Source organism: Tsuneonella troitsensis (assembly GCF_001441535.1).
Taxonomy (GTDB): domain Bacteria; phylum Pseudomonadota; class Alphaproteobacteria; order Sphingomonadales; family Sphingomonadaceae; genus Tsuneonella; species Tsuneonella troitsensis.
The window spans coordinates 188,007-212,911 of the sequence record NZ_LMAU01000002.1 but is presented as its reverse complement, the minus strand read 5'-3'; the positions used below and the strand labels follow the sequence as shown (position 1 = coordinate 212,911).

The following is a 24,905-nucleotide window of genomic DNA, read 5'->3' as shown; positions in this document are numbered from 1 at the left end:
GGATTCCTCAGTCGCAGAATTCGTCATGCTGAACTCGTTTCAGCATCCATTCCTCCGCGCGCGCTGAGCTATGCGGAGTGATGGACCCTGAAACAAGTTCAGGGTGACAAGGAAAAACTTGGTCCGGCTTTAGGCCTCTTCCGCCCCGCGCATCATCCCGACGATCCCCGTCCGGCCGACCTCGACCAACCCAAGCTCGCGCATCAGGCCGACGAAGCTGTCGATCTTGTCCGGAGTCCCGGTAATTTCGAAGATGAAGCTGGTGGTGGTGGTGTCGACCGGCTTGGCGCGGAAGATGTCGGCGAGACGCAGCGCCTCGACCCGCTTCTCGCCGCTGCCCGAGACCTTCACCAGCGCCAGCTCGCGCTCGACGTGCGGGCCGGCCTCGGTCAGGTCGACGACCTTGTGGACCGGCACCAGCCGTTCGAGCTGGGCGTGGATCTGGTCGATCACCGCCTGGGGTCCGTTGGTGACGATGGTGATCCGGCTGACATCGTGCCGGGTACTGATGTCCGCCACGGTCAGGCTGTCGATGTTGTAGCCGCGCGCGGTGAACAGGCCCGCGATCTTGGCGAGGATCCCCGCCTCGTTGTCGACGGTGATGGCGAGCACGTGACGCTCGGCTTGCGCTTCCTTGATGTGCATTGTGTTCGCGCCCCTACACCAGTGCCTTGGCTTCGTCGTCGAGCGTGCCTTCGACGCGGTCGCCATAAAGCAGCATATCGGTATGGGCAGCCCCGCTGGGGATCATCGGGAAGCAATTGGCTTCCTTCGATACCTGGCAATCCACGATCACCGGGCCGTCATGATCGAGCATCGCTTGAATGCCTGCGTCGAGACCGGCTTCGTCCGAAATTCGGATGCCCTTCCAGCCATAGGCTTCGGCGAGCTTCACGAAATCGGGCAGGCTGTCCGAATAGGAGTTCGAGTAACGGCTTTCATAGGTCAGTTCCTGCCATTGGCGGACCATCCCCATGTATTCGTTGTTGAGGATGAAGATCTTGACCGGCAGGCGGTACTGGCTCGCGGTGCCGAGTTCCTGGATATTCATCTGGATCGAGGCTTCGCCCGCGATGTCGATGACGAGGGCGTCCGGATTGCCGAGCTGCGCGCCGATCGCGGCGGGCAGGCCATAGCCCATCGTGCCGAGGCCGCCGCTGGTCAGCCACTTGTTCGGGCCGAAGAACCCGAAATACTGCGCCGCCCACATCTGGTGCTGGCCGACCTCGGTGGTGATGATCGGGTCGCGATCGCGCGTGAGGGCGAACAGGCGCTCGACCGCGAGCTGGGGCATGATCTCGCTGCGGCTGGGCGGATAGGCGAGGCTTTCGCGTGCGCGCCAACCGGCGATGCGCGCCTTCCATTCGCCCAGGTTCACGGCCTTGCGCGTGCCCCAGGCCGCGACGAGCTGTTCCAGCACGGCGGCGCAATCGCTCAGCAGCGCCAGGTCCACCCGGACCACCTTGTTGATGCTCGCACGGTCGATATCGATGTGGATCTTCTTCGATTCCGGGCTGAAGGCGTCGAGGCGGCCGGTCACCCGGTCGTCGAACCGCGCGCCGATGCACACCATCAGGTCGCACTTGTTCATCGCCATGTTGGCTTCGTAGGTGCCGTGCATGCCCAGCATCCCGAGCCAGTCGGGATGGTCGGCCGGGAAGGCGCCGAGGCCCATGAGCGTGCTCGTGACCGGAGCGCCGGTCAGGTCCTGCAGTTCGCGCAGGAGCTGGGTCGCCCGCGGGCCGGAGTTGATCACGCCGCCGCCGGTGTAGAACACCGGTCGCTCGGCGGCGGCAAGCATGTCGATCGCGTCGAGCACGTCGTCGAGCGGTGCGGTCGAGGGCGGATTGTAGCGCGAAGACGCGACCTGTGCCGGTTCCGCCGTGTCGAGAGTCGCCTGCGCGACCTGCACGTCCTTGGGAATGTCGATCAGCACGGGTCCGGGACGTCCCGAAGTGGCGATGCGGAATGCCTCGTCGATGGTCGCCTGCAGCTTCGCGGGGTCCTTCACGAGGTAGTTGTGCTTGGTGCAGTGGCGGGTAATGCCGATCGTGTCGGCTTCCTGGAACGCGTCGGTGCCGATCAGCGGGGTCGCGACCTGGCCGGTGAGGATCACCAGCGGGATCGAATCCATGAACGCGTCCGCGATCCCGGTCACCGCGTTGGTCGCGCCGGGACCGCTCGTCACGAGCACCACGCCCGGCTTGCCGGTGGAGCGGGCGTAACCTTCGGCCGCGTGGGCTGCGCCCGCTTCGTGGCGGACGAGGATGTGGCGGATGCGATTGTCGGCGAACAGTTCGTCATAAATCGGCAGGACCGCGCCGCCGGGGTAGCCGAACACGAATTCGACCCCCTGTCGCACCAAGCATTCGATCAGGATTTTTGCGCCGCTATGCTCGGCCACTTGTCTTCGTCCTTTCGTCCCCGCCGGTCGGACCGGCTCGACCCAGGGGCCGTTCGACCGGCCCCAGATAAAAGCGACCCGGCGCGGGGACTGCGCGCCGGGTCGTCTCTCTCTCGAGGTCTCCGGCACTATGAGACAGTATATGTCATGTCAATAGCAATTTGGCATATAAAGTTTCAATCTTGTCCTCATGAATGATATTTTTAGCGTCCATGCGAGGCCAATTGGACGGGAGCTGGTGGCGAAACCAGGTGGTCTGTCGTTTCGCGTACTGCCGCGTGGATAGCTGACCGGCCCGCACGGCATCGTCCTTGCCAATCTCGCCCTCCAGCCACCGCGCGATCTCGCGCACGCCGATGGCGCGCATGACCGGAAGCGCGGGATCGAGGTCGCGCGCCATCAATGCGGCCACCTCGTCCGCCGCGCCGGCATCCAGCATCACCTCGAACCGCCGGTCGCAGCGATCGCCCAGCCACTCCCGATCCGCTTCCAACACCAGCGGCACCAAATCGACATGGCCGCCGATCCCGCCCTCGCGTTGCGACTGCCAGAAGGACAACGGCTTGCCGGTCGATCGCACGACCTCGAGCGCGCGGGCCACGCGCGTCGTGTCGGCGGGGGCGAGGGCGGCCGCCCGCGGCGGGTCTTCGCGCGCCAGCGCGGCGTGGGCTTCGGCCACCGGCAGCGCGCGGACCTCGGCGCGAATGCCGGGGTCGATCGCCGGGACCGGCGCGATCCCGTCGATCAAGGTGCGAATGTAAAGGCCGGTGCCGCCGACGAGGATCGGCAACTTTCCCGCGGAATGAGCCGCGCTTACCTGTGCCCGTGCCGCCGCTGCCCAGTCTGCCGCGGAGCAGGCGACCGCGCCGTCCCACTCGCCGAACAGCCGGTGAGGCACCCCGCGCATTTCCTGATCGGTCGGCCGGGCGCTGAGAACGCGCAGGTCGGCATAGACCTGCGCGCTGTCGGCGTTGATCACCACCGCGTTCCCGTGCGCCAGCGCAAGCCGGACGGCCAGATCGCTCTTGCCGCTCGCGGTCGGCCCTGCGATGAGCGCCAGCGGTGGCTTTACGGGGGGCTTTTCGCCCTCGAATTCCGGAGATTTCGCAGTGCTCATCGCGCGGCTGATAGCAGACCCGCAGGACCTGGAAACACGGCTCGATGCTGCAACCGCCGCGCTTGAGGGCGAGGGGATGCGCATCGCCGCCGCCGTGATGCTCGATTTCTGCGGCGACGTGCTGCAGATCATGCTGCCCAACGGCGATCCGGCAACGCTCCGGCGCGTGCTGGATACCCACTTCGCGCCGTCGGATCTGCTGGTGTCGGCGCAGGAAATCGCCGTACCCCGCCTGTTCGTGTCGGACATGGATTCGACTATGATCGGGCAGGAATGCATCGACGAACTGGCCGACTTCGCGGGCCTGAAGGACCGGGTTGCCGCGATCACCGAGCGCGCGATGCAGGGCGAACTCGACTTTGTCAGCGCGCTGACCGAGCGGGTGGGGCTCCTGGCCGGTCTGCCCGAAGACACGATCGCCACCTGCCTCGCCGACCGCATCCGCCCGATGGAGGGCGCCCGCACGCTCGTCGCCACGCTGAAGTCGAAGGGGTGCCGCACGGTCCTGGTCACCGGCGGCTTCCACCATTTCGCCGATCCCGTGGCCGAAGACCTCGGCTTCGAGCACGTAGTCGGCAACCGTCTCACCGTGGTCGACGGCAAGTTGACCGGTGGCCTTGTCGGCGGGATCGTCGACAGCGCGGTGAAGCGCCGGGTGCTGGTCGAAGAGGCCCTGCGGCTCGGCGAAAACGTCCCCACTCTGGCGACCGGCGACGGGGCGAACGACATTCCGATGATCGAGGCGGCGACCTGGGGTATCGCCTTTCGCGCGAAACCCAAGGCGCGGTCCGCGGCGGACGGATGGATCGACCGCGGAGACCTGACCGCGATCCTTTCGCTGCTCGGCATCCCGCGCGACGAGTGGGTCGCGGGCTAAGCCTCTTTCCAGTTGCGGATCGCAACGCTATATTGACATTTCTGTCAGTAGAGACGCCCAGCCATGACCGATCTCACGCCTATGCCCGTCTCCGATCCCAACCTTGCCTGCGCGGCGGACGGCACCGTTTTCCGCGATCCCGCCCGCCCGCAGCCCAAGCGCGACGTGCGCCGCGCGCTGCGCAAGTTCAACGCGTTGATCAAGGACAAGGAAAACACCGCACTGGTGTTCGAGATCTACGAATCGCTGCCCTCGAAGCATTTCATGCCCCGTGCCCGCGCGCTGACGCTGAGCGAGCAGGGCGACCGCCTGCGTGCCGAAGAACCGGCGCTGGCGCCGATCCTCGACGATCACGCGGCGCTTCGCAGGCTGCCGAAGGGCACCGTGGCGCACGCCTATTGCGACTTCATGGAGCGCGAGGGTCTGTCGGCGGCGGGCCTCGTCGCCGAATCGGAAAAGACCGGTCGCCCGAAATACGACGACCTCATCCAGTGGTACGGTTTCCGGCAACGGGACACGCACGACCTGATGCACGTGCTGACGGGCTACGGCCGCGACGCGTTGGGCGAGCAATGCGTCCTGTTGTTCACGCACGGGCAGAGCCCTGCGCCCGGCCATCTGCTGCTGGGCTATGCCGGCGCATTCAACATCACCAAGCAGGTCAAGAGCAAGGCACCGATCTGGCGCGCGGTGCGCGAGGCGCATCGCCTGGGCAAGACCTGTCCTCCGCTCATCGCCATGTCGATCCGCGAACTGCTCGCGCTCGATCTGGCCGACGCGCGTGCCAGGCTCGGGATCACACCCGCTGTCTGGTACAAGGCGTGCCACGACGTGTGGCGGAGCGAAGGGATCGACCCCTACGACCTGCTCGGCAAAGCGATCCCGGAGAAAATGCTGGCGGCCTAAAGCCAGCTGGCGATCTGTTCGATCGGCTTCTTGCGCAGGGCGTGATCGGTCACCGTCGCATCAGCGGCGGGGTGCCCGACGACCACGATCATCAGCGGCTTTTCGAGAGCTGGGCGCCGGCAAATCTCGCGCAGGAAGCCCATTGGGCTGGGCGTGTGCGTCAACGTCGCAAGACCCGCATCGTGAAGCGTCGCCAGCAGCATCCCGCAGGCAATGCCGACGCTTTCGGTGACGTAGTAATTGTTCGTTTCGCCATCTTCGTCGAGGCCGCCTTTTCGCTGGGCGAAGCACACGATCAGCCAGGGCGCGATTTCGAGGAACGGCTTATCGGCATCGGTGCCGAGCGGCGCGAGGGCATCGAGCCATTCGTCGCTCGCACGACCGGCGTAGAACTCGCGTTCCTCGGCCTCTGCCGCCTCGCGGATCGCTCGCTTGATCTCGGGCGAGGCGATCGCGGTGAAATGCCACGGCTGGTGGTTGGCGCCCGAGGGTGCCGTGCCCGCGGCCCGGATGGCGGATTCGATCACCTCGCGCGGAACGGGCGTGTCGGCGAAGGCGCGGCACGTCTTGCGCGTGGCGAGGTGTTCGTAGGCAGCGCGGGCGCGCGCGATCCGCTCCTCGTCCGAAAGAGCGGGCAGCGCCGGAAAGGCCGCTTCGCTCAACGCAGTTCCTTGCGGATCACCAGCTTGAGGGCCGACCAGATCTCGTCGATCGCGCAGACCTTGGTGTCGACGAAGCCGAGGGGCAGGGCGATCTCCCGGATCGTGTCCTCCGTTACGTCGGTTTCGACCTTCGCAGCCTGTTTCGGCCAGCTCACCCAGACCTGACCGTCGCTCGCGACCTGATTGCGGAGCGTGGGAAGCAGGGCTTCGAGTTCCGCGCTGCGCGTCACGAACACGTGCGCGGCATCGATCCCTTCCGCGGGGTCCGCGACGAATGTCAGTTCCAGCGCATACTCGTCGATCTCGTCACGGACGTGTTCCGGCATCCCGCTGAACCAGACCCGCTGCCCATCGCGCAGCGACAGCTTCTTCGCGAGCGGCGTGCCGGAATAGCCGGACGTCATCAGTCCTCCATCCAGTCGCGGAAGAAGCTGTCGCTGCCTTCGCGCAAGGCGGCGAGGGAGATACCCGCGACCGTATCGCCGCCGACGGTGCCGATCCGATGCATCGGAATGCCGGCCGCCTGGATGCGCTCTGCCGCGGACGAAGTGACGAGATAGCGCCCCTGGTCCTCGCCGAACGCGGTAAAATGATCACCGATCTGTTCCAGCTCGACGCCCAGACCGCCCTTGAGCGCCATTTCCGCGATCGCCACGAGCAGACCGCCATCGGATACGTCGTGAACCGCGTTCACCAGCCCTTGCTCGATCAATTGCCGGACGAACTCGCCCCGTTGACGCTCGCGCGAGAGATCCACGGAAGGCGCATCGCCGTTTTCCAGACCGTGCAGTTCGCGCAGCCATAGCGACTGGCCCAGGTGACCGTTGTTGTCGCCGATCACGAACAGGGCATCGCCCTCGGCCTTGAACCCGATGGTCGCCATCTTCGCGTAATCGTCGATGATGCCCACGCCGCCGATCGCCGGGGTAGGCAGGATCGCGCTGCCACCGCCCGTCGCCTTGCTCTCGTTATAGAGGCTCACGTTGCCGCTCACGATCGGAAAGTCCAATGAGCGGCAGGCGTCGCCCATGCCTTCGAGGCAGCCCACGAGCTGCGCCATGATCTCGGGCCGCTGGGGGTTGGCGAAGTTGAGGCAGTTGGTCACTGCCAGCGGACGCGCGCCGACCGCGCAGAGATTGCGATACGCCTCGGCGATCGCCTGCTTGCCGCCTTCGTAGGGGTCGGCGTAGCAATAGCGCGGTGTGCAGTCGGTGGTCATCGCCAGCGCCTTGCGGGTGCCGTGGACGCGTACGACCGCCGCGTCGCCGCCCGATAACTGGAGCGTGTCGGCGCCGACCTGCGAATCGTATTGCTCCCAGATCCACCGCCTGCTGGCGAGGTCGGGGCTGGCCATCAGCTTAAGCAGGTCCGCGCCGATGTCGGTGCTCACCGGTACCTCGCCCAGCGGCTCGACCTTGGCCCAGGCCTTGTATTCCTCGCGGCTCATCGCCGGGCGGTCGTAGAGCGGCGCGTCGGCGGCGAGCGGGCCGAGCGGAATGTCGCACACGACTTCGCCCTGCCATTCGAGCACCATGTGCCCGGTGTCGGTGACTTCGCCGATCACCGCGAAGTCGAGCTCCCACTTGTGGAAGATCGCCTCGGCCATGGCTTCCTTGCCGGGCTTCAGCACCATGAGCATCCGCTCCTGGCTCTCGGAAAGCATCATCTCGTAGGGGGTCATCCCCTCTTCGCGGCAAGGGACGTTGTCCATCACCAGGCGGATGCCCGCCTTGCCGTTGGTCGCCATCTCGACGCTCGACGATGTCAGCCCCGCCGCGCCCATGTCCTGGATCGCGACGATCGCATCGGTCGCCATCAGTTCGAGGCAGGCCTCGATCAGCAGCTTTTCGGTGAACGGGTCGCCGACCTGCACGGTCGGGCGCTTGGCATCGGCATCGTCGCCGAAGTCGGCACTGGCCATCGTCGCGCCATGGATTCCGTCGCGTCCGGTCTTGGAGCCGACGTAGACGATCGGATTGCCGAGGCCGGTCGCCGCCGAATAGAAGATCTTGTCGGCATCGGCGACGCCCACGGTCATCGCGTTGACCAGGATGTTACCGTCGTACGCCGGATGGAAGTTCGTTTCGCCGCCGACCGTCGGCACACCCACGCAGTTGCCGTAGCCGCCGATCCCCGCGACCACGCCCTTGACGAGGTGCTTCATCTTGGGGTGATCGGGCCGCCCGAACCGCAGCGCGTTCATGTTGGCGACCGGCCGCGCGCCCATCGTGAACACATCGCGCAGGATGCCGCCCACCCCGGTCGCCGCACCCTGGTAGGGTTCGATGTAGCTGGGGTGGTTGTGGCTCTCCATCTTGAAGATCGCCGCCAGCTTAGTCCCATTGGGGCCGTCCCCGATGTCGATCACGCCCGCGTTCTCGCCAGGGCCGCAGATGACCCACGGCGCCTCGGTCGGCAGCTTCTTCAGGTGGAGCCGGCTCGACTTGTAGCTGCAGTGCTCGGACCACATGACCGAGAATATTCCGAGCTCGACGAGGTTGGGCTCGCGCCCCATCGCGTGGAGCACGCGCTCGTATTCCTCGGGGCTGAGGCCGTGGGCCTCGACGATCTCGGGTGTGATATCGGCCATCGCCGCGCCCTTAGCGCCGGGGGGCCGAACGGGCTAGCCCCGCCTGAACTTGCGCGTGCGCGTCATCCCCAGCCACCACGCTGCGGCGGTCGCCAGCGCGTAGGCGAAGAAGGCGAGCAAGCTGGTCCCGGCATTCACCTCGGTCGGCGGCGGACCGAACCAGTTGATCGCCTGCAGGCCGAGGAGAATCGCCGCCAGGAGGATCGGCGGTGCCATCGGCCCCCGGGTCCGTGAGAGGTAAAACGCCAACGTGCCAGCGGTCAGCCCCAATTCCAGCGGAATCGCGATAGCCGGAACGTCCCACAAGCCGAGGCCAAGCTTGGGCGGCGATCCCGCGATGGTCAAGTCGGGCCGATGGACTAGGAGGTCGAGCAGCCAGTGGCTTAGCACCACACCGCCGGCGAGCAGGGCGTAACCGAAATCGCGCCGCCAGACCCAAACCGCGATCGCCAGTCCGGTCGCGAGAATCGCGGTTCCGAGCAGGCTGTGGGTGTAGGGCATGTCGTAGAGGTCCATCGGGTTCATCGCCGTGATCCCGGGCACCACGCGCATCCGTTCGACCCCGAACAGCAGCAGCGCGAAGAAAATCCAGTCGACGAACTGGGCAGCGATGAACAGCAATCCGAGGCGCGGCTGGCGACGCGTGACGACGGCGGCTGCGAGGGCCGGGGCCCAGTGTCCGATGAACACCTAGGCGAACTTGACCGCTGCCCAGCAACCGACCGCGGCAGCTACGGCGGTGGCGAACGCGCCCCATGCGATGTCGATCAAAGTCACATGGATCGGCCAGACTTTCATGGTGGCCTGGTTGGTCAGATCGTAGGTGGCATAGCAAATCGCCCCGAGCAGCGCTCCATTGAGCACCGCCACGCCGATCCCGCCATGCGCGTGGCCCGTCCGCACCGCGAACCAGACGATCGCCGCGATGTAGAGGAGGTAGAACACGATCGCGGGCGCGAGTCGGAAGTTATCCGCCAGCAATTCTCCGATCGCGGGACGATAGAAGTTCGGCCCGGCCCAGCGCAGCCAGAGGGCGTCGAGCGCGCCGAAACTCAGGCCTGCCGCGACGTAGGCGATAATCCACTTCATCCCAGTCCCCCCACCGAAGCGCTATGTGAAAGCTGTGGTCCCCGCTTCAGCAGGCAACTTGACCGTGCGCGCCTGCGCGGTCAATGCAGGGGCAATGGAAGAGGGTTCCCCGCAGATCGCATCGATGAGTTTCGAGGACGCATTGCGCGCGCTCGAAGACGTCGTCCGCCGCCTCGAAAGCGGCGAGGTTCCGCTCGATCAGTCGATCGAGCTGTACGAGCGGGGCGAGGCGCTGCGGCGCCATTGCCAGGCCCGGCTCGACGCCGCGCAGGCGCGGATCGAGAAAATCGTCGCCGGTCCCGACGGCAAGCCGACCCACTCCGTCCCCTTCGACGCCGATGGCTGACGCAGCAGTGGCGAGCGGCACGCTGCTCGGCGATGCCCTCGCGCGCATCCAGCGCGAGGTCGATGCCGCATTCGACCAGTTCCTGCCCGTGCCGGACGACACCCGCGCGCCGCTGATAGAGGCGATGCGTTATGCCGCCATCGGCGGCGGCAAGCGCGTTCGTCCGTTGCTGACCGTCGCCACCGCCGAGCTCTACGGCGTGGCGCGCGATGCGGCGGTCCGCACAGGCTGTGCGGTCGAGGCGATCCACGTCTATTCGCTGGTCCACGACGACCTCCCCTGCATGGACGACGACGACCTTCGCCATGGCAAGCCGACGCTGCACCGGGCCTTCGACGAGGCCACTGCGGTACTGGCGGGCGATTCGCTTCACGCGCTCGCGTTCGAAATCCTGTCGATGCCGGAAACCAGCGGCGACCCGTTCGTGCGCGCAGAGCTCGTTGCGGCACTGGCCGGGGCGAGCGGGTGGGGCGGCATGGCCGGCGGCCAGATGATGGATATCGCCGCGGAAAGCGGTGCCGCACACGACCTGCACACCATTACCCGCCTGCAACAGCTCAAGACCGGCGCCCTGCTCGGTGCGGCGGTGGAGATGGGAGCGATCCTGGGCAGGGTGCCCGACGATGGGCGGGCTCACTTGCGCGCCTATGCCCGCGACATCGGACTGGCGTTCCAGATCGCCGACGACCTGCTCGATGCCGAAGGCGACGAGAAGCTGGCCGGCAAGGCGCTCCGCAAGGACGACGCGGCAGGCAAGGCCACGTTCGTCAGCCTGATGGGCATCGATGCCGCGCGTATGCAGGCGCGCGCACTCGTCGACCAGGCAGTCGGCCACCTGTCGAGCCACGGCGGGGAAGCCGACCTGCTACGCGACTTGGCGCGGTTCATCGTGGAAAGGGATCGCTGATGGCCACCCGCATAGGGATCTATCCCGGCACCTTCGATCCGATCACGCTGGGCCACATGGATATCATCGAGCGGGGCGCCAAGCTGGTCGACCGGCTGATCGTCGGCGTGACGACGAATATCGCCAAGTCGCCGATGTTCGCGGACGAAGAGCGGATCGCGATGGTCGAGCGCGAGGTGGCCACCATCGGGGGCGATATCCGCGTCGTCGGCTTCAATTCGCTGCTGATGGACTTTGCCGAGGCGCAGGGCGCATCGACCATCATTCGCGGCATTCGCGGCGTGACCGACTTCGAATACGAATATCAGCTCACCGGGATGAACCGCCAGCTCAACGACACGATCGAAACGATCTTCCTGATGGCCGACGTCAGCCTGCAGCCGATCGCGAGCCGCCTGGTGAAGGAAATCGCGATTTACGGCGGCAACATCTCCAAGTTCGTCACTCCCGCGGTGCGCGACGACGTTCTCGGTCGCGTCGGTACAAGCGGGCGCTAACCATTCATTGTATCGACAGACCCGCGCCGCTAGAGGCGCGCTCTGAATGACCAGGATTTCCGGGACGCCGATCGCTATGCTCAACCGACTGATTGCCGCTGGAGCGCTTGCCGCCCTTACCTTTGCGCCTGCCGCATTCGCGCAGGACAGTAACGATGTACAGGAGGCCCCGGCAACGGAGGCCGCCCCGGCAGAAGAGGCTGCACCCGTCGCTCAGGCGCCGCGCGTCTATGCCCCCATCGATTACAACATCGCCAACGATCCAGAGAACATCCTGTTGCTCGATCTGTCGAACGGCAAGCGGGTGGCCATCCGGCTGATGCCCGATTGGGCGCCCAACCATATCGAACGCGTGAAGACGCTGACCCGCGCCGGCTTCTACGACGGAGTGAAATTTCACCGGGTGATCGAGGGATTCATGGCCCAGACGGGCGATCCGACCGGCACGGGGCGTGGCGGATCGGAGCTGCCCGACGTTGCGGCCGAATTCAACCCGATGCCGCACCTGCGCGGCACGGTGTCGATGGCCCGTGCGGAGGCCGAGGATTCGGCCAACAGCCAGTTCTTCATCACGTTCTATCCGCGCTTCAGCCTCGACCGGAAATACACCAACTTCGGGCGGGTCATAGCCGGGATGGACGCGGTCGATGCGATCAACCGCGGCGAACCGCCGGTAGACCCGACCGTGGTCGTGCAGGCGTCGATCGCCGCGGACGGCAAGCCGCAGAAGTTCGCTCCGCCTCCCGCCGCGCCGACGACTCAGATCACGGCGGACATGCTGAGCGCACCGATCGGAAGCTGACCCTCCCGCCCGCGGGATTCCTCTGCTAGCGGGCACGCCATGCGGGTGGATCTATTCGATTTCGAACTTCCTGGCGACCTGATCGCCCTGCGGCCGGTGAGCCCGCGCGACTCGGCGCGGATGCTAGTCCTGAAGGGCCCGGACCATTCGACCGATCGGCAGGTCGCGGACTTGCCAAGTATTCTCGATGCCGGCGACGTGCTGGTGTTCAACGACACGCGCGTGATTCCGGCCCAGTTGGAAGGCACACGAGGCGAAGCCCGCATCGGCGCGACGCTGCACAAGCGGATCGATCTGCGTCGGTGGCAGGCTTTCGTACGCAACGGCAAACGACTGCGAGAGGGCGATACGATCGACTTCGGACTCGACGTGACCGCGACCGCCGAGGCGCGCTTTCCAGATGGATCGTGGACGCTCGCCTTCGCGGGAGACGAACCGGTCGAAGTTCTGCTGGAACGATCCGGGCGGATGCCGCTTCCGCCCTATATCGCGCAGCGCCGTCCGACCGACGAGCAGGATCGATCCGACTATCAGACCTTGTTCGCGCGCGAAGACGGAGCGGTGGCGGCGCCCACCGCCGCCTTGCACTTTACCCCCGGGCTACTCGAAGCCCTGAAGGCTCGCGGTGTCGCGACCGAAACGCTGACGCTCCACGTCGGGGCGGGGACGTTCCTGCCGGTCAAGGTGGACGACACGGCCGACCATGCGATGCACGCCGAATGGGGCCGGATCGATTCGCAAACCGCAGACCGGTTGAACGCCGCGCGGGCCGCAGGTCGTCGGGTGATCGCGGTCGGCACAACGTCGCTTCGCCTGCTCGAAAGCGCGGCGGACGAAATGGGCATGATCGACCCGTTCGAAGGCGATACCGCGATCTTCATCACCCCGGGATATCGGTTCCGGGCGATCGACGGCCTGATGACCAATTTTCACCTGCCGAAATCGACGCTGTTCATGCTGGTCAGCGCGCTGATGGGAACGGAGCGAATGCAGGCCGCTTATGCCCACGCGATTCGCGAACGATACCGGTTCTACAGCTACGGGGATTCGTCGCTGCTTCTGCCCTGAGGCGGGAACAGCGAACGCGTGTCGATCAGGCGCTCGATCAGGGCGTCGTCGGCGGGCAGGCGATTGTCGAGCATCAGCATCGCTACGCCATGCGCGATCGCCCAGGCCTGGGTCGCGAGCCGGTCGGCGGCAGGGCCCGATCCAGCCAGGGAGCTGGTCGCTTCCTCCAGAATGGCGCGCGCCGGGTCGACCTCGCGCTCTATCCAGTGCCCCGGTTGGCCATGCGCGAAGATCAGCCGGAAAAGGGCAGGGTGGGCAAGGGCGAACCGCACGTAGGCCCGCCCCGTCTCCGCGAATCCCGAAGAGCCGCCGCCGGCGGCGTCGTACGCTGCACGCTGGGTCGTGCCGAGGATTCGCAAGCCCTCGTTCGCGAGTTCGGCGAGCAGGGCGTCCTTGTTCGGAAAGTGTCGATAGACCGCCGCTGGCGATACGCCCACCATCCGCGCCAGTTCTCGAAGGGAGACGTCGACCCCTTCGCTGCCCTCCAGCGCGCGCATCCCCGCCTCGACCAAGGCGGTTCGAAGTGACCCATGATGGTACGCGGTTTCCGATGTTGACACTGTATACTTGTTCGCTATGTTGACGCTGTTCACTTAGCAACTAGCGGCAGGATTCGACCATGGCAAGCGTACTGGAAAAGACCATCCGCGGTGCCGTCACCGCCAGTGTCGGCAAGATTTCCGAACTCAGCCGAAAGCGCCTGCCCGGCGATACCGCGTTCATGCGCGGCATCCACACGCCCATGGCCGAAGAACTCACGCTCCACGACCTTTCGGTGACCGGCACGATCCCGCCGGAGCTCGACGGACGCTACGTCCGCATCGGACCGAACCCGCGCCACGGCGACGCGAAGGGGCACCACTGGTTCGTCGGCGACGGGATGGTCCACGGCGTAAAGCTGAAGGGCGGCAAGGCGGAATGGTATCGGAACCGCTACATCCGCTCGAACGCACTCGCGGCTGAGACCGGTCTGAAAGCCGCGCCCGGTCCGCGGCGCGGGGTGAGCGACACGGTCAACACGAACGTGGTCGGAATGGCGGGCAAGACCCTGGCGATGGTCGAGGCGGGATCCTATCCCGCCATCCTGTCCGACGAGCTCGAAACCGTTGCCTACAGCGATTTCGGCGGCGGTCTGGCCGGGTCCTTCACCGCGCACCCCCACGAAGATCCGCTGACCGGCGAATTCCACGCAATCTGCTACGACGCTCAGAAGCCGCACCGGATCGCGCACGTTGCCCTGGACCGCAACGGCAAGGTCCTGCGCGAATTGCCGATCGCGGTCGAGCATGGGCCGTCGATCCACGATTGCTCGATCACCCGCAATTTCGTCATCATCCTCGACCTGCCGGTCACATTCTCGATGAAGGCGCTGATCGCGGGGTACAAGTTCCCCTACCGCTGGAACCGCGAGCACACCGCACGGGTGGGGCTGCTCCGCCGCGACGGCGATGCCACCGACGTGACCTGGCACGCCGTCGATCCGGCCTATGTCTTTCACATCGCCAACAGCTTCGAGGATAAAGACGGCAGGGTGATCGTCGATTTCTGCGCCTATGAAACGATGTTCGACGGCGACATGGATGGGCCGTTCGGCAAGCCCCTTGGCCTGGAGCGGTGGACCATCGACCCCGCGGGCGACCGCGTTGTGCGCACGACCCTAGACAACGCACCGCAGGAATTTCCCCGGCCCGACGAACGCTTCTTCGGTCAGCCATACCGGTTCGCATGGTCGACCGGTCTGCCGGACGCGACCAGCGCCGAATTCTTTGCCGCCGCTCCGCTCATCCGCCACGATCTTGCCGCAGGCACTCGGACGACGCGCAGCTTCGGCCCCGATGCCGTCCCGGGCGAGTTCGTATTCGTGCCGCGATCCGCGGACGCGCCCGAAGGCGACGGGTGGCTGATGGGCTACGTGATCGACCGGGCAAGCGAAACGACCGATCTCGCGATCCTCGATGCGGCCACGCTCGAGGACGTCGCGCGGGTCCACATACCGCACATCGTGCCTCCGGGCTTTCACGGGAACTGGATCGCCGCGCTTTAGGCCTTGCCGTTCGCCCCATGCCGACCCAAGTTCGGTGGCGAATGGAAACGATTCTCGACATCGCCGGTCTGACCAAGGTCTATCCCGGCGGATTGAAGGCGCTCGACGGGGTGGATTTGCAGATCCGGCGCGGCGAAATCTTCGCGCTATTGGGACCGAACGGAGCAGGCAAGACGACGCTGATCGGCGCGGTCTGCGGTATCGTGCGGGTGACCGGCGGCTCGATCCACGCGTTCGGACACGACCTGTCGCACCACTGGCGCGATGCGCGGCGACGGATCGGCCTCGTCCCGCAGGAGCTGGGCTTCGACATGTTCGACACGGTCGAACGGCAGGTGGCCTATTCGCGCGGCCTGTTCGGCTGCGCGCCGGACCCGGCCCGGATCGAGGAAGTCCTCCGCTCGCTGAGCCTGTGGGACAAGCGCAAGGAGCAGATCCGCGCGCTCTCGGGCGGCATGAAGCGCCGCGTGCTGATCGCCAAAGCCTTGAGCCACGATCCGGAACTGCTGTTCCTCGACGAACCGACCGCTGGGGTCGATGTAGAACTGCGCCGCGACATGTGGCGCCAGATCGACCGGCTGCGCGACCAGGGCGTAACCGTAATCCTGACCACCCATTACATCGAGGAAGCGCAGGAAATGGCCGACCGGGTCGGCGTCATCGACAAGGGCCGCCTGTTGCTGGTGGACGACAAGGACGCAATCATGGCGCGCCTTGGCCGTACCGAAGCTCGGTTTCGCCTGGCGGTCCCGCTTGCCGACGTGCCCGACAGCCTGTGCGCCTATCCGCTGCATCTCGAAGATGACGGCATGACGCTCGCCTATCGCGGCGGCGACGGGGCGGGGAAGGGCAAGGCGGAGATCGCGGCTATCGCCCAGGCACTCGCCAAGGCCGACGTCGCCTATGTGGCGCTCGATCAGAAGGAGAGCTCGCTCGAGGACATCTTCGTCGGTCTCGTGGAAGAAGGAGCCGCCGCATGATCGGGTGGCGTTCCACGTACGCGATCTATCGCAACGAGCTGTCGCGCTTCATGCGGACGGTGTTCGGCTCGCTGGTGTCGCCGGTCCTCACGACGAGCCTCTATTTCATCGTTTTCGGCGCCGCGATCGGCGGGCGCATGAGCGATGTCGGCGGGGTCGACTACGGCGCTTTCATCGTGCCCGGCCTGCTGATGCTGACCCTGCTTTCGGAGAGCACCAGCAACGCCAGCTTCGGGATCTACATGCCGCGGTTCACTGGGGCGATCTACGAGCTGCTGTCCGCGCCTGTCGGCGTGGGCGAGACGCTGCTCGGCTTTGTCGGCGCGGCGGCGACCAAGAGCCTGATCCTCGCCAGCGTGATTCTGCTGACGGCGACGCTGTTCGTCGACTACTCGATCGCGCACCCGTTCTACGCGCTCGTTTTCATCGTCCTCGTATCCGCCAGCTTCTCGCTACTCGGCTTCATCCTCGGCATCTGGGCCGAAGGGTTCGAGAAGCTGCAGATGGTGCCGATGCTGATCCTGACCCCGCTCACCTTCCTGGGCGGTACGTTCTACTCGATCGACATGCTGTCAGAACCGTGGCGCACGATCGCGCTGTTCAATCCGATCGTCTATCTGGTGAACGGCCTTCGCTGGACGTTCTATGGCCAGGCCGACGTGAGCATCGGGGTCTCGCTCGGCCTGACGCTGGCGTTCCTCGCGACGTGCATCGCGATCATCGCGTGGATTTTCCGCTCGGGGTGGCGGCTGCGGAGTTGACGCGCTAGGCACGGCCGCGATGCGTCGTGTTGTGCTGCTTGTCCCGCTCCTGATCGCCTCCGCGCCGGTCCAAGCCGCGATCCCCGATCCCGTGCGCGCGATGATCGACGCGGCAATCGCCACCGGCGATGCGGCCAAGGTCGCCGCCGTCGTGGAGGTCGCCAAGACGACCAATCCCGCCGACGCCGAAGAAATCGAAACCCTCCACGCGTCGTTCCGCGACACGCTGACCGCGCGCGCCGCGAAGGAGAAGGAACAGGAGGTCGAGGCCGTTAGATCAGCCGGCCTGCTCGATTTGTGGAAAGGGCGGGCCGAGATCGGCGGACTGCGATCAACCGGAAACACCGACACGCTTGGCCTGACGGGCGCGGTATCGCTCGATCGCAAGGGCATCGCGTGGCAGCATAAGGTGACCGCACGAGCCGACTACCAGCGCAGCGGGGGAAAGATCTCGCGCGAGAAGTACTTCGCCGCCTACGAGCCGCGCGTCGATCTGAACGAGGATCTGTTCGTATTCGGCCTGGCGCAGTTCGACAGCGATCGGTTCCAGGGATACTCGGCGCGCTATGCCGTATCCGGCGGCCTTGGCGCGACGGTGCTCGACACCGACAGCGTCGACCTGTCGGTGAAGGCCGGACCGACGTTGCGGATCACCCGAACGACCGATGGCCTGGAGGATACGCGACTTGCCGGACTCGTCGGGCTCGATTTCGATTGGCGCATTACAGAACGTCTCAAACTGACCCAGGCGACCAACGCGGTGACCGAAACCGGCGGAGCGGCCCTCATACTGATCGATTCGCGCAGCACGACGTTGAACCTTCTTACGGGGCTGGAAGCCAAGGTCAGCGATCGGCTCAGCACCCGGTTTTCCTACGCGGTCGATTATGCCAGCAACCCTCCGGCCGGGAAGAGGACGACCGACACGATTTCGCGCTTCAGTCTCGTCTACGGTTTCTGACCCTCGATGACCCGCTTTTCGTTCGAAATCCACGCCACCGACGGCAAGGCGCGCACCGGCACCATCCGGATGCGTCGCGGCGAAATCCAGACGCCGGCGTTCATGCCCGTTGGCACCGCTGCAACCGTCAAGGCGATGAAGCCCGAAACGGTCCGCAACACGGGCGCCGACATTATCCTCGGCAACACCTACCACCTCATGCTGCGCCCCGGAGCCGAGCGGGTGGCAAGGTTGGGCGGGTTGCACCGGTTCATGAACTGGGACCGCCCGATCCTGACCGATAGCGGCGGCTACCAGGTCATGAGCCTGGCGGCGCTCCGCAAGCTGACGGAGGAAGGCGTCTCGTTCAGCAGCCACATCGACGGGTCGAAGCACATGCTCACACCTGAACGCTCGATGGAAATCCAGCGCCTGCTGGGCAGCGACATCGTGATGGCGTTCGACGAGTGCCCGCGCGCGGATCGCCCCATCGCCGAGATCGAGGCCAGCATGGAGCTGTCGATGCGCTGGGCGAAGCGAAGCCGCGACGCTTTCGATGCAGGCGGTGAACACGCTGCCGGTTCCGCGCTGTTCGGAATCCAACAGGGCGCGCTCGATGAAAGGCTGCGTGCCCGATCGGCGGCCGCGCTGCAGGACATCGGCTTCGATGGCTATGCGATCGGCGGGCTTGCGGTGGGAGAGGGGCAGGAGGCAATGTTCGCCACGCTCGACTTCGCGCCGGGACAGTTGCCGCACGATCGCCCCCGCTATCTGATGGGTGTGGGCAAACCCGACGATCTCGTCGGCGCGGTGCTGCGCGGGGTCGATATGTTCGACTGCGTCCTGCCCACGCGTTCGGGGCGCAACGGACAGGCTTTCACCTGGAATGGCCCGCTCAACCTGCGCAACGCGCGCCACGCCGAAGATACCGGCCCCCTTCATCCCGATTGCTTCTGCCCGGTCTGTAAGTCGTACAGCCGCGCCTATCTTCATCACCTGATCAAGTCGGGCGAGATGCTGGGCGCCATGTTGCTGACCGAACATAACCTGTCGTTCTACCAGGCGCTGATGGCCGGGATGCGATCGAGCATCGCTTCGGGAACGATGGACCGGTTCGCGGCCGGATTCCTGTCTCAATACCGCGCCGGCGAATGACCTGGCGGCGCGCGGTCGTCGTAGGCGCGTCCGGAGGGATCGGTCGGGCACTTTCGGAAGCGCTGGAGAAGAACGGCACCGAGGTGGTACGCCTGTCACGCAGCGCCGAGGGCTCAGGTCGGATCGACCTGGAAAACGAAGCGAGCATCGCCCAGGCCGCCGATAGCGTTAGCGACGGCGGGGATGTCGATCTGGTCCTGGTCGCGTCGGGAATTCTCGCACCGGACGAAATCGGACCGGAGAAATCGTGGCGCGGTATCGATCCGGCGGCGATGGCGCGGGTATTCGCTGTCAACGCGATCGGACCGGCCCTGGTCGCCAAGCACTTCGTGCCTCTCTTGCCGAAGGATCGGCGCAGTGCCTTCGCGTTCCTGGGGGCGCGGGTCGGCAGTATCGGGGACAATCGGCTGGGGGGGTGGTATTCCTACCGTGCCTCGAAAGCGGCGCTGGCCCAGATCGTCCGGACGCTGTCGATCGAACTGGCGCGAACCCATCCGCTCGCCACCTGTGTCGCGCTTCATCCGGGTACTGTCGCCACTCGCCTCAGCGAGCGGTTTGCGCGTGACGCAACGGGACCGGACGTCTCAGCCCGACATCTGCTTGCCGTTCTCGATGGGCTGGGGCCGGACGATGCCGGCGGACATTTCGACTGGAAGGGCGAGCGTATCGCGCCCTAGCTGGCGAAATCGCGCTGCTCCAACTCGGTGCCTGGATAGGCGACAAACTTGCCCGTGATCCGGTCGAGAAAGCCGGCGCCGATGCGGCTAGCGAAACGCTGCGCCTGGCGCAGATCGGTGTACCACTTGCCGGCGCGCGAGGGCGTCACGAAACGAAACTTGGTCATGATGATAAGGAAATGCGGCCCGGTTGCGGACGTTCCTAAGTTGCTGAATGTTAGCGACGAAACGTGCGCCGAAACGAAAAAGGGCGGCCGTTGCGGGCCGCCCTCTTTGTTTCGATGATCGAACCGATCAGCGCGAGTAGAACTCGACGACCAGGTTCGGTTCCATCGTGACGGGGTAGGGCACCTCGTCGAGCTTCGGAACGCGGCTGAAGGTCACCTTGTCGGTGCCGTCCGGAGAAACGTAGTCGGGAATGTCGCGCTCGGGCAGGCTCTGCGCCTCGATGATCAGGGCCATTTCCTTGGCCTTGTCACCCAGGCTGATCACGTCGCCCGCGGCAACGCGGCGGCTGGCGATGTTGCACTTCACGCCGTTGACGCGGATGTGGCCGTGCGAAACGATCTGGCGGGCGGCGAAGATCGTCGGTGCGAACTTGGCGCGGTAGACGATCATGTCGAGACGGCGCTCGAGCAGGCCGATCAGGTTCTGGCCGGTGTCGCCCTTCATCCGGGCGGCTTCGGCGTAGGTCGCCTTGAACTGCTTCTCGGTCACGTCGCCGTAGTAGCCCTTGAGCTTCTGCTTCGCGCGGAGCTGAAGACCGAAGTCGCTGGTCTTGCCCTTGCGGCGCTGACCGTGCTGGCCGGGGCCGTACGAGCGGCGGTTGACGGGAGAGCTGGGGCGACCCCAGATGTTCTCGCCCATCCGGCGGTCGAGTTTGTGCTTGGCGCTCTTGCGCTTCGACATGAGTCGTTCCTTCGATTTGCTGTCGCGACCCCACTGGCCGCGCTTCAACCCGGCTTCGCCCGACTGGCCGAACTGCCAGTCGCGATCGCCGCTTCACCGGGATGCGGGATCAAATGCGAGGCGCGCGCATAGCAGGAACCGGGCGGGGGTCAACCCTTGCGCCCCTCTCGACAAACGCGGCGCCAATCGCCACCGCGCCGGGCATGACCGATACGATCAAATCCCCTGAAGACTGCACGACCATGATCGACGTGCGCGCCGGTGTCGACCGCACCGACCGGGAAATCATGGAACTGCTCGATCGGCGCTTCGGCTACATGCGCGCCGCGGCCCGTATCAAACAGGATCGCGCGGCCGTGCGCGACGAGAATCGCAAGGCTGCGGTGATCGCCGCCGCCCGGGCCGATGCCGAGGCGCGCGGCTTGCCTGCGCCGGCGGTCGAGGACATCTGGGAGCGGCTGGTCGAGGCGTCGATCGCCTATGAATTCGAACAATGGGACACGCTTCGCCGCTGATCAGTCGCGGTCCCGCTTGCCGAGGTGACTGAGCACGCCGCGCAGGGTGCGCACCTCCAGGTGATTCCAGCCCGGCTTTGTCAGCAGGCTGCGAAGGTTCCGCCGGGTCGTCGACTCGCGGATGGCCGGACGGAAGAAACCCTTGGGCTCCAGCATGGCTTCGAGCTGGGCGATCATGCCGTCCAGCTCATCCTGCGGGGCAGGGGGAAGTATCTCCTCCACGGTCGGGCTGACTAGCGCTTCGCCCTTCGCCCATTCATAGGCCACGAGTATTACCGCCTGGGCCAGGTTGAGCGAACCGAATTCGGGATTGATCGGCACCGTCAGGATCGTGCGCGCCAGGGCGACGTCGTCGGTCTCCAAGCCAGAACGCTCGGGTCCAAAAAGGATCGCGCTGCGACCGTGCTGCGAATGGATTTCCCGCGCGGCCTGCTCGGGGGTCACCACCGGCTTGCTTACGCCCCGCTTGCGCACCGTGGTTGCATAGACGTGGGCGCAATCGGCCACCGCCTCGGCCGTGGTGGCGAAGACCTGGGCCTTTTCGAGCACCACGTCCGCACCCGCGGCTGCCGGTCCCGCCGCCGGGTTCGGCCATCCATCGCGCGGAGCGACAAGCCGCAATTCAGCCAGACCGAAATTGAGCATCGCCCGCGCGGCCTTGCCGATATTCTCGCCTAGCTGCGGGCGAACGAGGACGATGAGGGGCTTTTGATCGGACATCAGCACGCCTTAGCGGCAATGCAGATCATCAGCAGTAGAAACAGCCGTTCAGTCGCGCACAATCAGCGATCGCGGCCCTCGCCACGGCTGTCTTCAATGCCTTCGCGATCCTGCGCGCGAATCTGGTCCCATTCGCTCTGCGTACGGCAAATCTTGGTCGCGAATCGGCTGCCCATGCTCGTTTCGCTCACACAGACCTTCTTTTCCTTCGCCTTCTTGGGAGCAGGCTGGGCAGTTTGCGACGACTGGCCTGCATTGTCCGACGTGGCCGGATTGGCCGCGAGTGCCGGGACCGCAAGAAGCGCAATTGCAAAGGGGGCTGCACGAAAGAAAGGCATCATCGATGAAACTCCGTAAGATCTGGCTCGGACTTTGCAGGTATGTATCGAGAAAGAAAAGTTTTTTCCGTCCATCACTTCAGCCCTTAGTCCGGCTGCGCCGCATCGCGCACCGATCCGGCGAACTCCTCGAAGTCCTTGGGATCGCCGAAATCGCGATAGACGCTGGCGAAGCGAATGTAGGCGACGCTGTCGAGCCTCTGGAGACCTTCCATCACCAGCGCGCCGATGCGGGCTGCCGGCACTTCGCTGTCGCCCGACGTTTCGAGCTGGCGCTGGATGCCGCTGACCAGCTGGTCGATGCGTTCCTGCTCGATCCCGCGTTTGCGGCAGGCGAGGGTGATCGACTGCTCCAGTTTCGACCGGTTGAACGACTGCCCCTTGCCGTCCGACTTGATGACGGTCACTTCACGCAATTGGACGCGCTCGAAGGTCGTGAAGCGGGCGCCGCAACCGTCGCACTGGCGACGACGGCGAATGGCCGAGCCATCCTCCGCGGGGCGACTGTCCTTGACCTGCGAATCCTCGTGAGCGCAGAACGGACAGCGCATCCCCGGCTACGACCTTACTTCTTGATGCGGGTGTAGAGCATGTAGCCGGCGCCCGCGATCAGACCGATCGGCCAGCTCACGACCGGCAATAGAGCACCGGCCACCGCGCCGACGGCTGCGCCGGTCAGCACTGGTTTGGTAGAAGGGTGGTGCATCCCTTCCTTGGCCATGCCACTCACCTCGGACTTCACGTCCTCGACCCAATCGTTGCCGTTGCCACCGTTGTTGCCGCTGTTGTTCGGGTCCACCATTTTCAGTTCCTTCCGGGATATACGGGAAAAGCGTCGCACAGTTCGCTTACGCGTCGGCGCACGCTCTGTTCCACCTGCGCATCGCCTTCGGCTCCATTGCGGCTGAGGCCGTCCACCACTTCGGCGATCAGGCCGCCGATTGCCCGGAACTCGTCCGGTCCGAAACCGCGCGTCGTGCCGGCGGGTGTGCCCAAGCGGATGCCGCTGGTTACGAACGGGCTGCGCGTGTCGTAGGGAATGCCGTTCTTGTTGCAGGTGAGGTAGGCTCGGTCGAGGCCATGTTCCGCCGCCTTGCCGGTCACGTCCTTAGGAGTGAGGTCGACCAGCATCGAGTGGTTGTCGGTTCCGCCCGAAACGACCCGCAGGCCGCCGGCTTCGACTCCGTCAGCCAGCGCGCGGGCGTTCTCGACGATCCGGCGGGCATAATCGGCGAAATCGGGCCGCAGAGCCTCGCCGAACGCGACTGCCTTGGCAGCAACGACGTGCATCAGCGGGCCGCCCTGCATGCCCGGGAAGACCGCCATGTTGAGCGGCTTCGATAGCGCCTCGTCGTTCCACAGGATCACGCCCGAACGCGGACCGCGCAGCGACTTGTGCGTAGTGGTCGTGACCACGTGCGCGTGCGGAATGGGGGAAGGGTGGGCACCGCCGGCAACAAGACCCGCGATGTGGCTCATGTCGACCATCAGATACGCACCGACCTCGTCGGCGATCCTGCGGAACGCTTCCCAGTCCCACACGCGCGAATAGGCGGTTCCGCCCGCGATGATCAACTTGGGCTTGTGCTCGCGCGCGGTCGCGCCGACCGCGTCCATGTCGATCCGCTCGTCGTCCCGGCGAACGCCGTAGCTGACCGGATTGAACCACTTGCCACTCATGTTGACCGGCGACCCATGCGTCAGGTGCCCGCCCGAATTGAGATCGAGGCCCATGAAGGTGTCGCCCGGCTGCAGCAGGGCAAGGAACACGGCCTGGTTCATCTGGCTGCCGCTGTTGGGCTGCACGTTGGCGAACTGGCAGCCGAACAGCTGCTTCGCCCGATCGATCGCCAGGTTTTCGACGACGTCGGCGTACTCGCAGCCGCCGTAATAGCGCTTGCCCGGATAACCTTCGGCGTACTTGTTGGTGAATACGCTGCCGGTCGCTTCCAGCACCGCGCGCGAGGTGATGTTCTCGCTGGCGATGAGCTCGATGCGATTGCGCTGACGGTCCAGCTCGTGGCGGATCGCCTCCGCGATTGCCGGATCGGCTGAGGCGAGATCATCGCCCCAGAACCGCTCAAGCGGGGTGGCCGAGGACTGGCGGTCGATGGTTGCGGCTGCGGTGGTCATGCCGGCTCCGTGAATGGCGGGTTGGACAGCTTGTCGACGCGGCGCTGGTGGCGCCCGCCGGCGAAATCGGTGGCGAGGAACGCCGTCACGCACGCCTTGGCCATGTCTATGCCCGTCAGCCGCGCGCCCATGGCGATCACGTTGGCGTCGTTATGCTCGCGGGCGAGGGCGGCGCTCAGCGGCTCGGATACGAGCGCGCAGCGAACGGCGGGATTGCGGTTGACCGAGATCGATATACCGATTCCCGAGCCGCACAGCGCGATGCCGCGCTCGGCGGTGCCTTCTGCTACCACTTCGGAAAGCCGATAGCCGAAGTCGGGATAGTCCACGCTGTCGTGGCTATCCGGACCGAGGTCCGCGACCTCGTGTCCTTCGTCGATCAGCCACTCGCGAAGCCTCGACTTAAGGTCGATCGCGGCGTGGTCACTGGCGATGGCGATGCGCATGGCAGGCCCATAGGCGCTACCG

Annotated in this window: 31 protein-coding genes; 14 read left to right on the top strand and 17 right to left on the bottom strand. The window is 65.6% G+C overall.

The genetic code is table 11. The features are described from left to right. Positions 1-129 precede the first annotated feature (129 nt). The 3 genes from ilvN to miaA all read right to left on the bottom strand — a co-directional run bounded on the left by ilvN (position 130) and on the right by miaA (position 3,521). The gene (ilvN, locus tag AR323_RS04635) at positions 130-645 is read right to left on the bottom strand and encodes an acetolactate synthase small subunit (RefSeq protein ID WP_057882797.1); all 516 of its coding nucleotides are present in this window, start codon (positions 643-645) and stop codon (positions 130-132) included. Positions 646-658: 13 nt separating this feature from the next. Continuing rightward, positions 659-2,404 carry a biosynthetic-type acetolactate synthase large subunit gene (gene ilvB / locus AR323_RS04630; protein ID WP_057882796.1) on the bottom strand — a complete coding sequence of 582 codons (1,746 nt, stop codon included), beginning with the start codon at positions 2,402-2,404 and terminating at the stop codon, positions 659-661. Positions 2,405-2,549: 145 nt separating this feature from the next. Continuing rightward, a complete protein-coding gene (gene miaA, locus AR323_RS04625) occupies positions 2,550-3,521 on the bottom strand; it encodes a tRNA (adenosine(37)-N6)-dimethylallyltransferase MiaA (RefSeq protein ID WP_057882795.1) in 972 nt (323 codons plus the stop codon). On the opposite strand from miaA, the gene serB reads away from it, so the two are divergent. Together serB and AR323_RS04615 are read left to right on the top strand one after the other, a co-directional pair. After that, positions 3,514-4,398 (top strand): phosphoserine phosphatase SerB, encoded by an 885-nt coding sequence (gene serB, locus AR323_RS04620; RefSeq protein ID WP_057882794.1) that lies wholly within the window; start codon positions 3,514-3,516, stop codon positions 4,396-4,398. The genes miaA and serB overlap by 8 nt on opposite strands. A gap of 63 nt (positions 4,399-4,461) precedes the next feature. Beyond that, positions 4,462-5,304, top strand: coding sequence for a Coq4 family protein (locus AR323_RS04615; protein WP_057882793.1), 843 nt, complete (start codon positions 4,462-4,464; stop codon positions 5,302-5,304). Here the strand turns inward: AR323_RS04615 and AR323_RS04610 are convergent. The 5 genes from AR323_RS04610 to AR323_RS04590 are packed head-to-tail and all read right to left on the bottom strand — an operon-like array spanning position 5,301 to position 9,645. Beyond that, the gene (locus tag AR323_RS04610) at positions 5,301-5,966 is read right to left on the bottom strand and encodes a nitroreductase family protein (RefSeq protein WP_057882792.1); all 666 of its coding nucleotides are present in this window, start codon (positions 5,964-5,966) and stop codon (positions 5,301-5,303) included. The genes AR323_RS04615 and AR323_RS04610 overlap by 4 nt on opposite strands. Continuing rightward, positions 5,963-6,370 carry a DUF3052 family protein gene (locus AR323_RS04605; protein WP_057882791.1) on the bottom strand — a complete coding sequence of 136 codons (408 nt, stop codon included), beginning with the start codon at positions 6,368-6,370 and terminating at the stop codon, positions 5,963-5,965. Before AR323_RS04605 ends, AR323_RS04610 begins: the two co-directional genes overlap by 4 nt. Continuing rightward, a complete protein-coding gene (gene purL / locus AR323_RS04600) occupies positions 6,370-8,556 on the bottom strand; it encodes a phosphoribosylformylglycinamidine synthase subunit PurL (protein ID WP_057882790.1) in 2,187 nt (728 codons plus the stop codon). Before purL ends, AR323_RS04605 begins: the two co-directional genes overlap by 1 nt. Before the next feature lie 33 nt (positions 8,557-8,589). Then, entirely contained in the window at positions 8,590-9,246 is a 657-nt protein-coding gene (locus AR323_RS04595; RefSeq protein WP_057882789.1) for a hypothetical protein, read from the bottom strand. Further along, positions 9,247-9,645, bottom strand: coding sequence for a DUF2177 family protein (locus AR323_RS04590; RefSeq protein WP_057882788.1), 399 nt, complete (start codon positions 9,643-9,645; stop codon positions 9,247-9,249). It lies immediately after the preceding gene. A gap of 94 nt (positions 9,646-9,739) precedes the next feature. On the opposite strand from AR323_RS04590, the gene AR323_RS04585 reads away from it, so the two are divergent. From AR323_RS04585 to queA, 5 genes are all read left to right on the top strand, one after another. Then, positions 9,740-9,991, top strand: coding sequence for an exodeoxyribonuclease VII small subunit (locus tag AR323_RS04585; RefSeq protein WP_057882787.1), 252 nt, complete (start codon positions 9,740-9,742; stop codon positions 9,989-9,991). Then, positions 9,984-10,898 (top strand): polyprenyl synthetase family protein, encoded by a 915-nt coding sequence (locus AR323_RS04580; protein ID WP_057882786.1) that lies wholly within the window; start codon positions 9,984-9,986, stop codon positions 10,896-10,898. Before AR323_RS04585 ends, AR323_RS04580 begins: the two co-directional genes overlap by 8 nt. Continuing rightward, a complete protein-coding gene (coaD, locus tag AR323_RS04575; RefSeq protein ID WP_123321849.1) occupies positions 10,895-11,395 on the top strand; it encodes a pantetheine-phosphate adenylyltransferase in 501 nt (166 codons plus the stop codon). Before AR323_RS04580 ends, coaD begins: the two co-directional genes overlap by 4 nt. Before the next feature lie 76 nt (positions 11,396-11,471). Continuing rightward, on the top strand, positions 11,472-12,197 hold the full coding sequence (locus tag AR323_RS04570) for a peptidylprolyl isomerase (protein ID WP_057882784.1): 726 nt from the start codon (positions 11,472-11,474) through the stop codon (positions 12,195-12,197). Positions 12,198-12,236: 39 nt separating this feature from the next. After that, positions 12,237-13,265 carry a tRNA preQ1(34) S-adenosylmethionine ribosyltransferase-isomerase QueA gene (gene queA / locus AR323_RS04565; RefSeq protein WP_057882783.1) on the top strand — a complete coding sequence of 343 codons (1,029 nt, stop codon included), beginning with the start codon at positions 12,237-12,239 and terminating at the stop codon, positions 13,263-13,265. Here queA and AR323_RS04560 read toward each other — a convergent pair. Then, a complete protein-coding gene (locus tag AR323_RS04560) occupies positions 13,235-13,825 on the bottom strand; it encodes a TetR/AcrR family transcriptional regulator (RefSeq protein WP_235510453.1) in 591 nt (196 codons plus the stop codon). The genes queA and AR323_RS04560 overlap by 31 nt on opposite strands. Before the next feature lie 59 nt (positions 13,826-13,884). Between AR323_RS04560 and AR323_RS04555 the strand changes: the two genes are divergently transcribed. From AR323_RS04555 to AR323_RS04530, 6 genes are read left to right on the top strand one after another with little or no spacing between them, the layout of a single operon-like run. Further along, on the top strand, positions 13,885-15,309 hold the full coding sequence (locus AR323_RS04555) for an 8'-apo-carotenoid 13,14-cleaving dioxygenase (RefSeq protein WP_057882782.1): 1,425 nt from the start codon (positions 13,885-13,887) through the stop codon (positions 15,307-15,309). A 41-nt stretch (positions 15,310-15,350) separates the two neighbouring features. Next, the gene (locus tag AR323_RS04550) at positions 15,351-16,289 is read left to right on the top strand and encodes an ABC transporter ATP-binding protein (protein WP_057882781.1); all 939 of its coding nucleotides are present in this window, start codon (positions 15,351-15,353) and stop codon (positions 16,287-16,289) included. Further along, on the top strand, positions 16,286-17,050 hold the full coding sequence (locus tag AR323_RS04545) for an ABC transporter permease (RefSeq protein WP_057882780.1): 765 nt from the start codon (positions 16,286-16,288) through the stop codon (positions 17,048-17,050). The genes AR323_RS04550 and AR323_RS04545 overlap by 4 nt, the downstream gene beginning before the upstream one ends. Positions 17,051-17,069: 19 nt before the next feature. Next, on the top strand, positions 17,070-18,011 hold the full coding sequence (locus AR323_RS04540) for a DUF481 domain-containing protein (protein WP_057882779.1): 942 nt from the start codon (positions 17,070-17,072) through the stop codon (positions 18,009-18,011). A 6-nt stretch (positions 18,012-18,017) separates the two neighbouring features. Further along, entirely contained in the window at positions 18,018-19,145 is a 1,128-nt protein-coding gene (tgt, locus tag AR323_RS04535) for a tRNA guanosine(34) transglycosylase Tgt (RefSeq protein ID WP_057882778.1), read from the top strand. After that, on the top strand, positions 19,142-19,822 hold the full coding sequence (locus AR323_RS04530; RefSeq protein ID WP_057882777.1) for an SDR family NAD(P)-dependent oxidoreductase: 681 nt from the start codon (positions 19,142-19,144) through the stop codon (positions 19,820-19,822). The genes tgt and AR323_RS04530 overlap by 4 nt, the downstream gene beginning before the upstream one ends. Here the strand turns inward: AR323_RS04530 and AR323_RS14920 are convergent. Both AR323_RS14920 and rpsD read right to left on the bottom strand, forming a co-directional pair. Next, complete coding sequence (locus AR323_RS14920) at positions 19,819-19,989, bottom strand: hypothetical protein (protein ID WP_164461525.1); 171 nt, start codon at positions 19,987-19,989, stop codon at positions 19,819-19,821. The two genes, AR323_RS04530 and AR323_RS14920, sit on opposite strands and share 4 nt — an antisense overlap. A gap of 127 nt (positions 19,990-20,116) precedes the next feature. Next, positions 20,117-20,731 carry a 30S ribosomal protein S4 gene (gene rpsD, locus AR323_RS04525; protein ID WP_057883168.1) on the bottom strand — a complete coding sequence of 205 codons (615 nt, stop codon included), beginning with the start codon at positions 20,729-20,731 and terminating at the stop codon, positions 20,117-20,119. Between the two features lie 203 nt (positions 20,732-20,934). On the opposite strand from rpsD, the gene AR323_RS04520 reads away from it, so the two are divergent. Beyond that, positions 20,935-21,246, top strand: coding sequence for a chorismate mutase (locus AR323_RS04520; protein WP_057882776.1), 312 nt, complete (start codon positions 20,935-20,937; stop codon positions 21,244-21,246). On the opposite strand, the gene AR323_RS04515 is transcribed toward AR323_RS04520, so the two are convergent. From AR323_RS04515 to rpiB, 6 genes are all read right to left on the bottom strand, one after another. Continuing rightward, complete coding sequence (locus tag AR323_RS04515; protein ID WP_057882775.1) at positions 21,247-21,966, bottom strand: RNA methyltransferase; 720 nt, start codon at positions 21,964-21,966, stop codon at positions 21,247-21,249. 62 nt (positions 21,967-22,028) lie between these two features. Further along, positions 22,029-22,379, bottom strand: a complete 351-nt coding sequence (locus tag AR323_RS04510) for a hypothetical protein (protein ID WP_152980299.1) — start codon at positions 22,377-22,379, stop codon at positions 22,029-22,031. 11 nt (positions 22,380-22,390) lie between these two features. After that, entirely contained in the window at positions 22,391-22,855 is a 465-nt protein-coding gene (gene nrdR, locus AR323_RS04505) for a transcriptional regulator NrdR (protein WP_057882773.1), read from the bottom strand. A 14-nt stretch (positions 22,856-22,869) separates the two neighbouring features. After that, a complete protein-coding gene (locus AR323_RS14915) occupies positions 22,870-23,106 on the bottom strand; it encodes a hypothetical protein (protein WP_057882772.1) in 237 nt (78 codons plus the stop codon). 2 nt (positions 23,107-23,108) lie between these two features. Then, a complete protein-coding gene (gene glyA, locus AR323_RS04495) occupies positions 23,109-24,437 on the bottom strand; it encodes a serine hydroxymethyltransferase (protein ID WP_057882771.1) in 1,329 nt (442 codons plus the stop codon). Continuing rightward, positions 24,434-24,883: a ribose 5-phosphate isomerase B gene (gene rpiB, locus AR323_RS04490; protein ID WP_057882770.1), complete on the bottom strand. Its 450-nt coding sequence runs from the start codon at positions 24,881-24,883 to the stop codon at positions 24,434-24,436. The genes glyA and rpiB overlap by 4 nt, the downstream gene beginning before the upstream one ends. Positions 24,884-24,905: the final 22 nt, after the last annotated feature.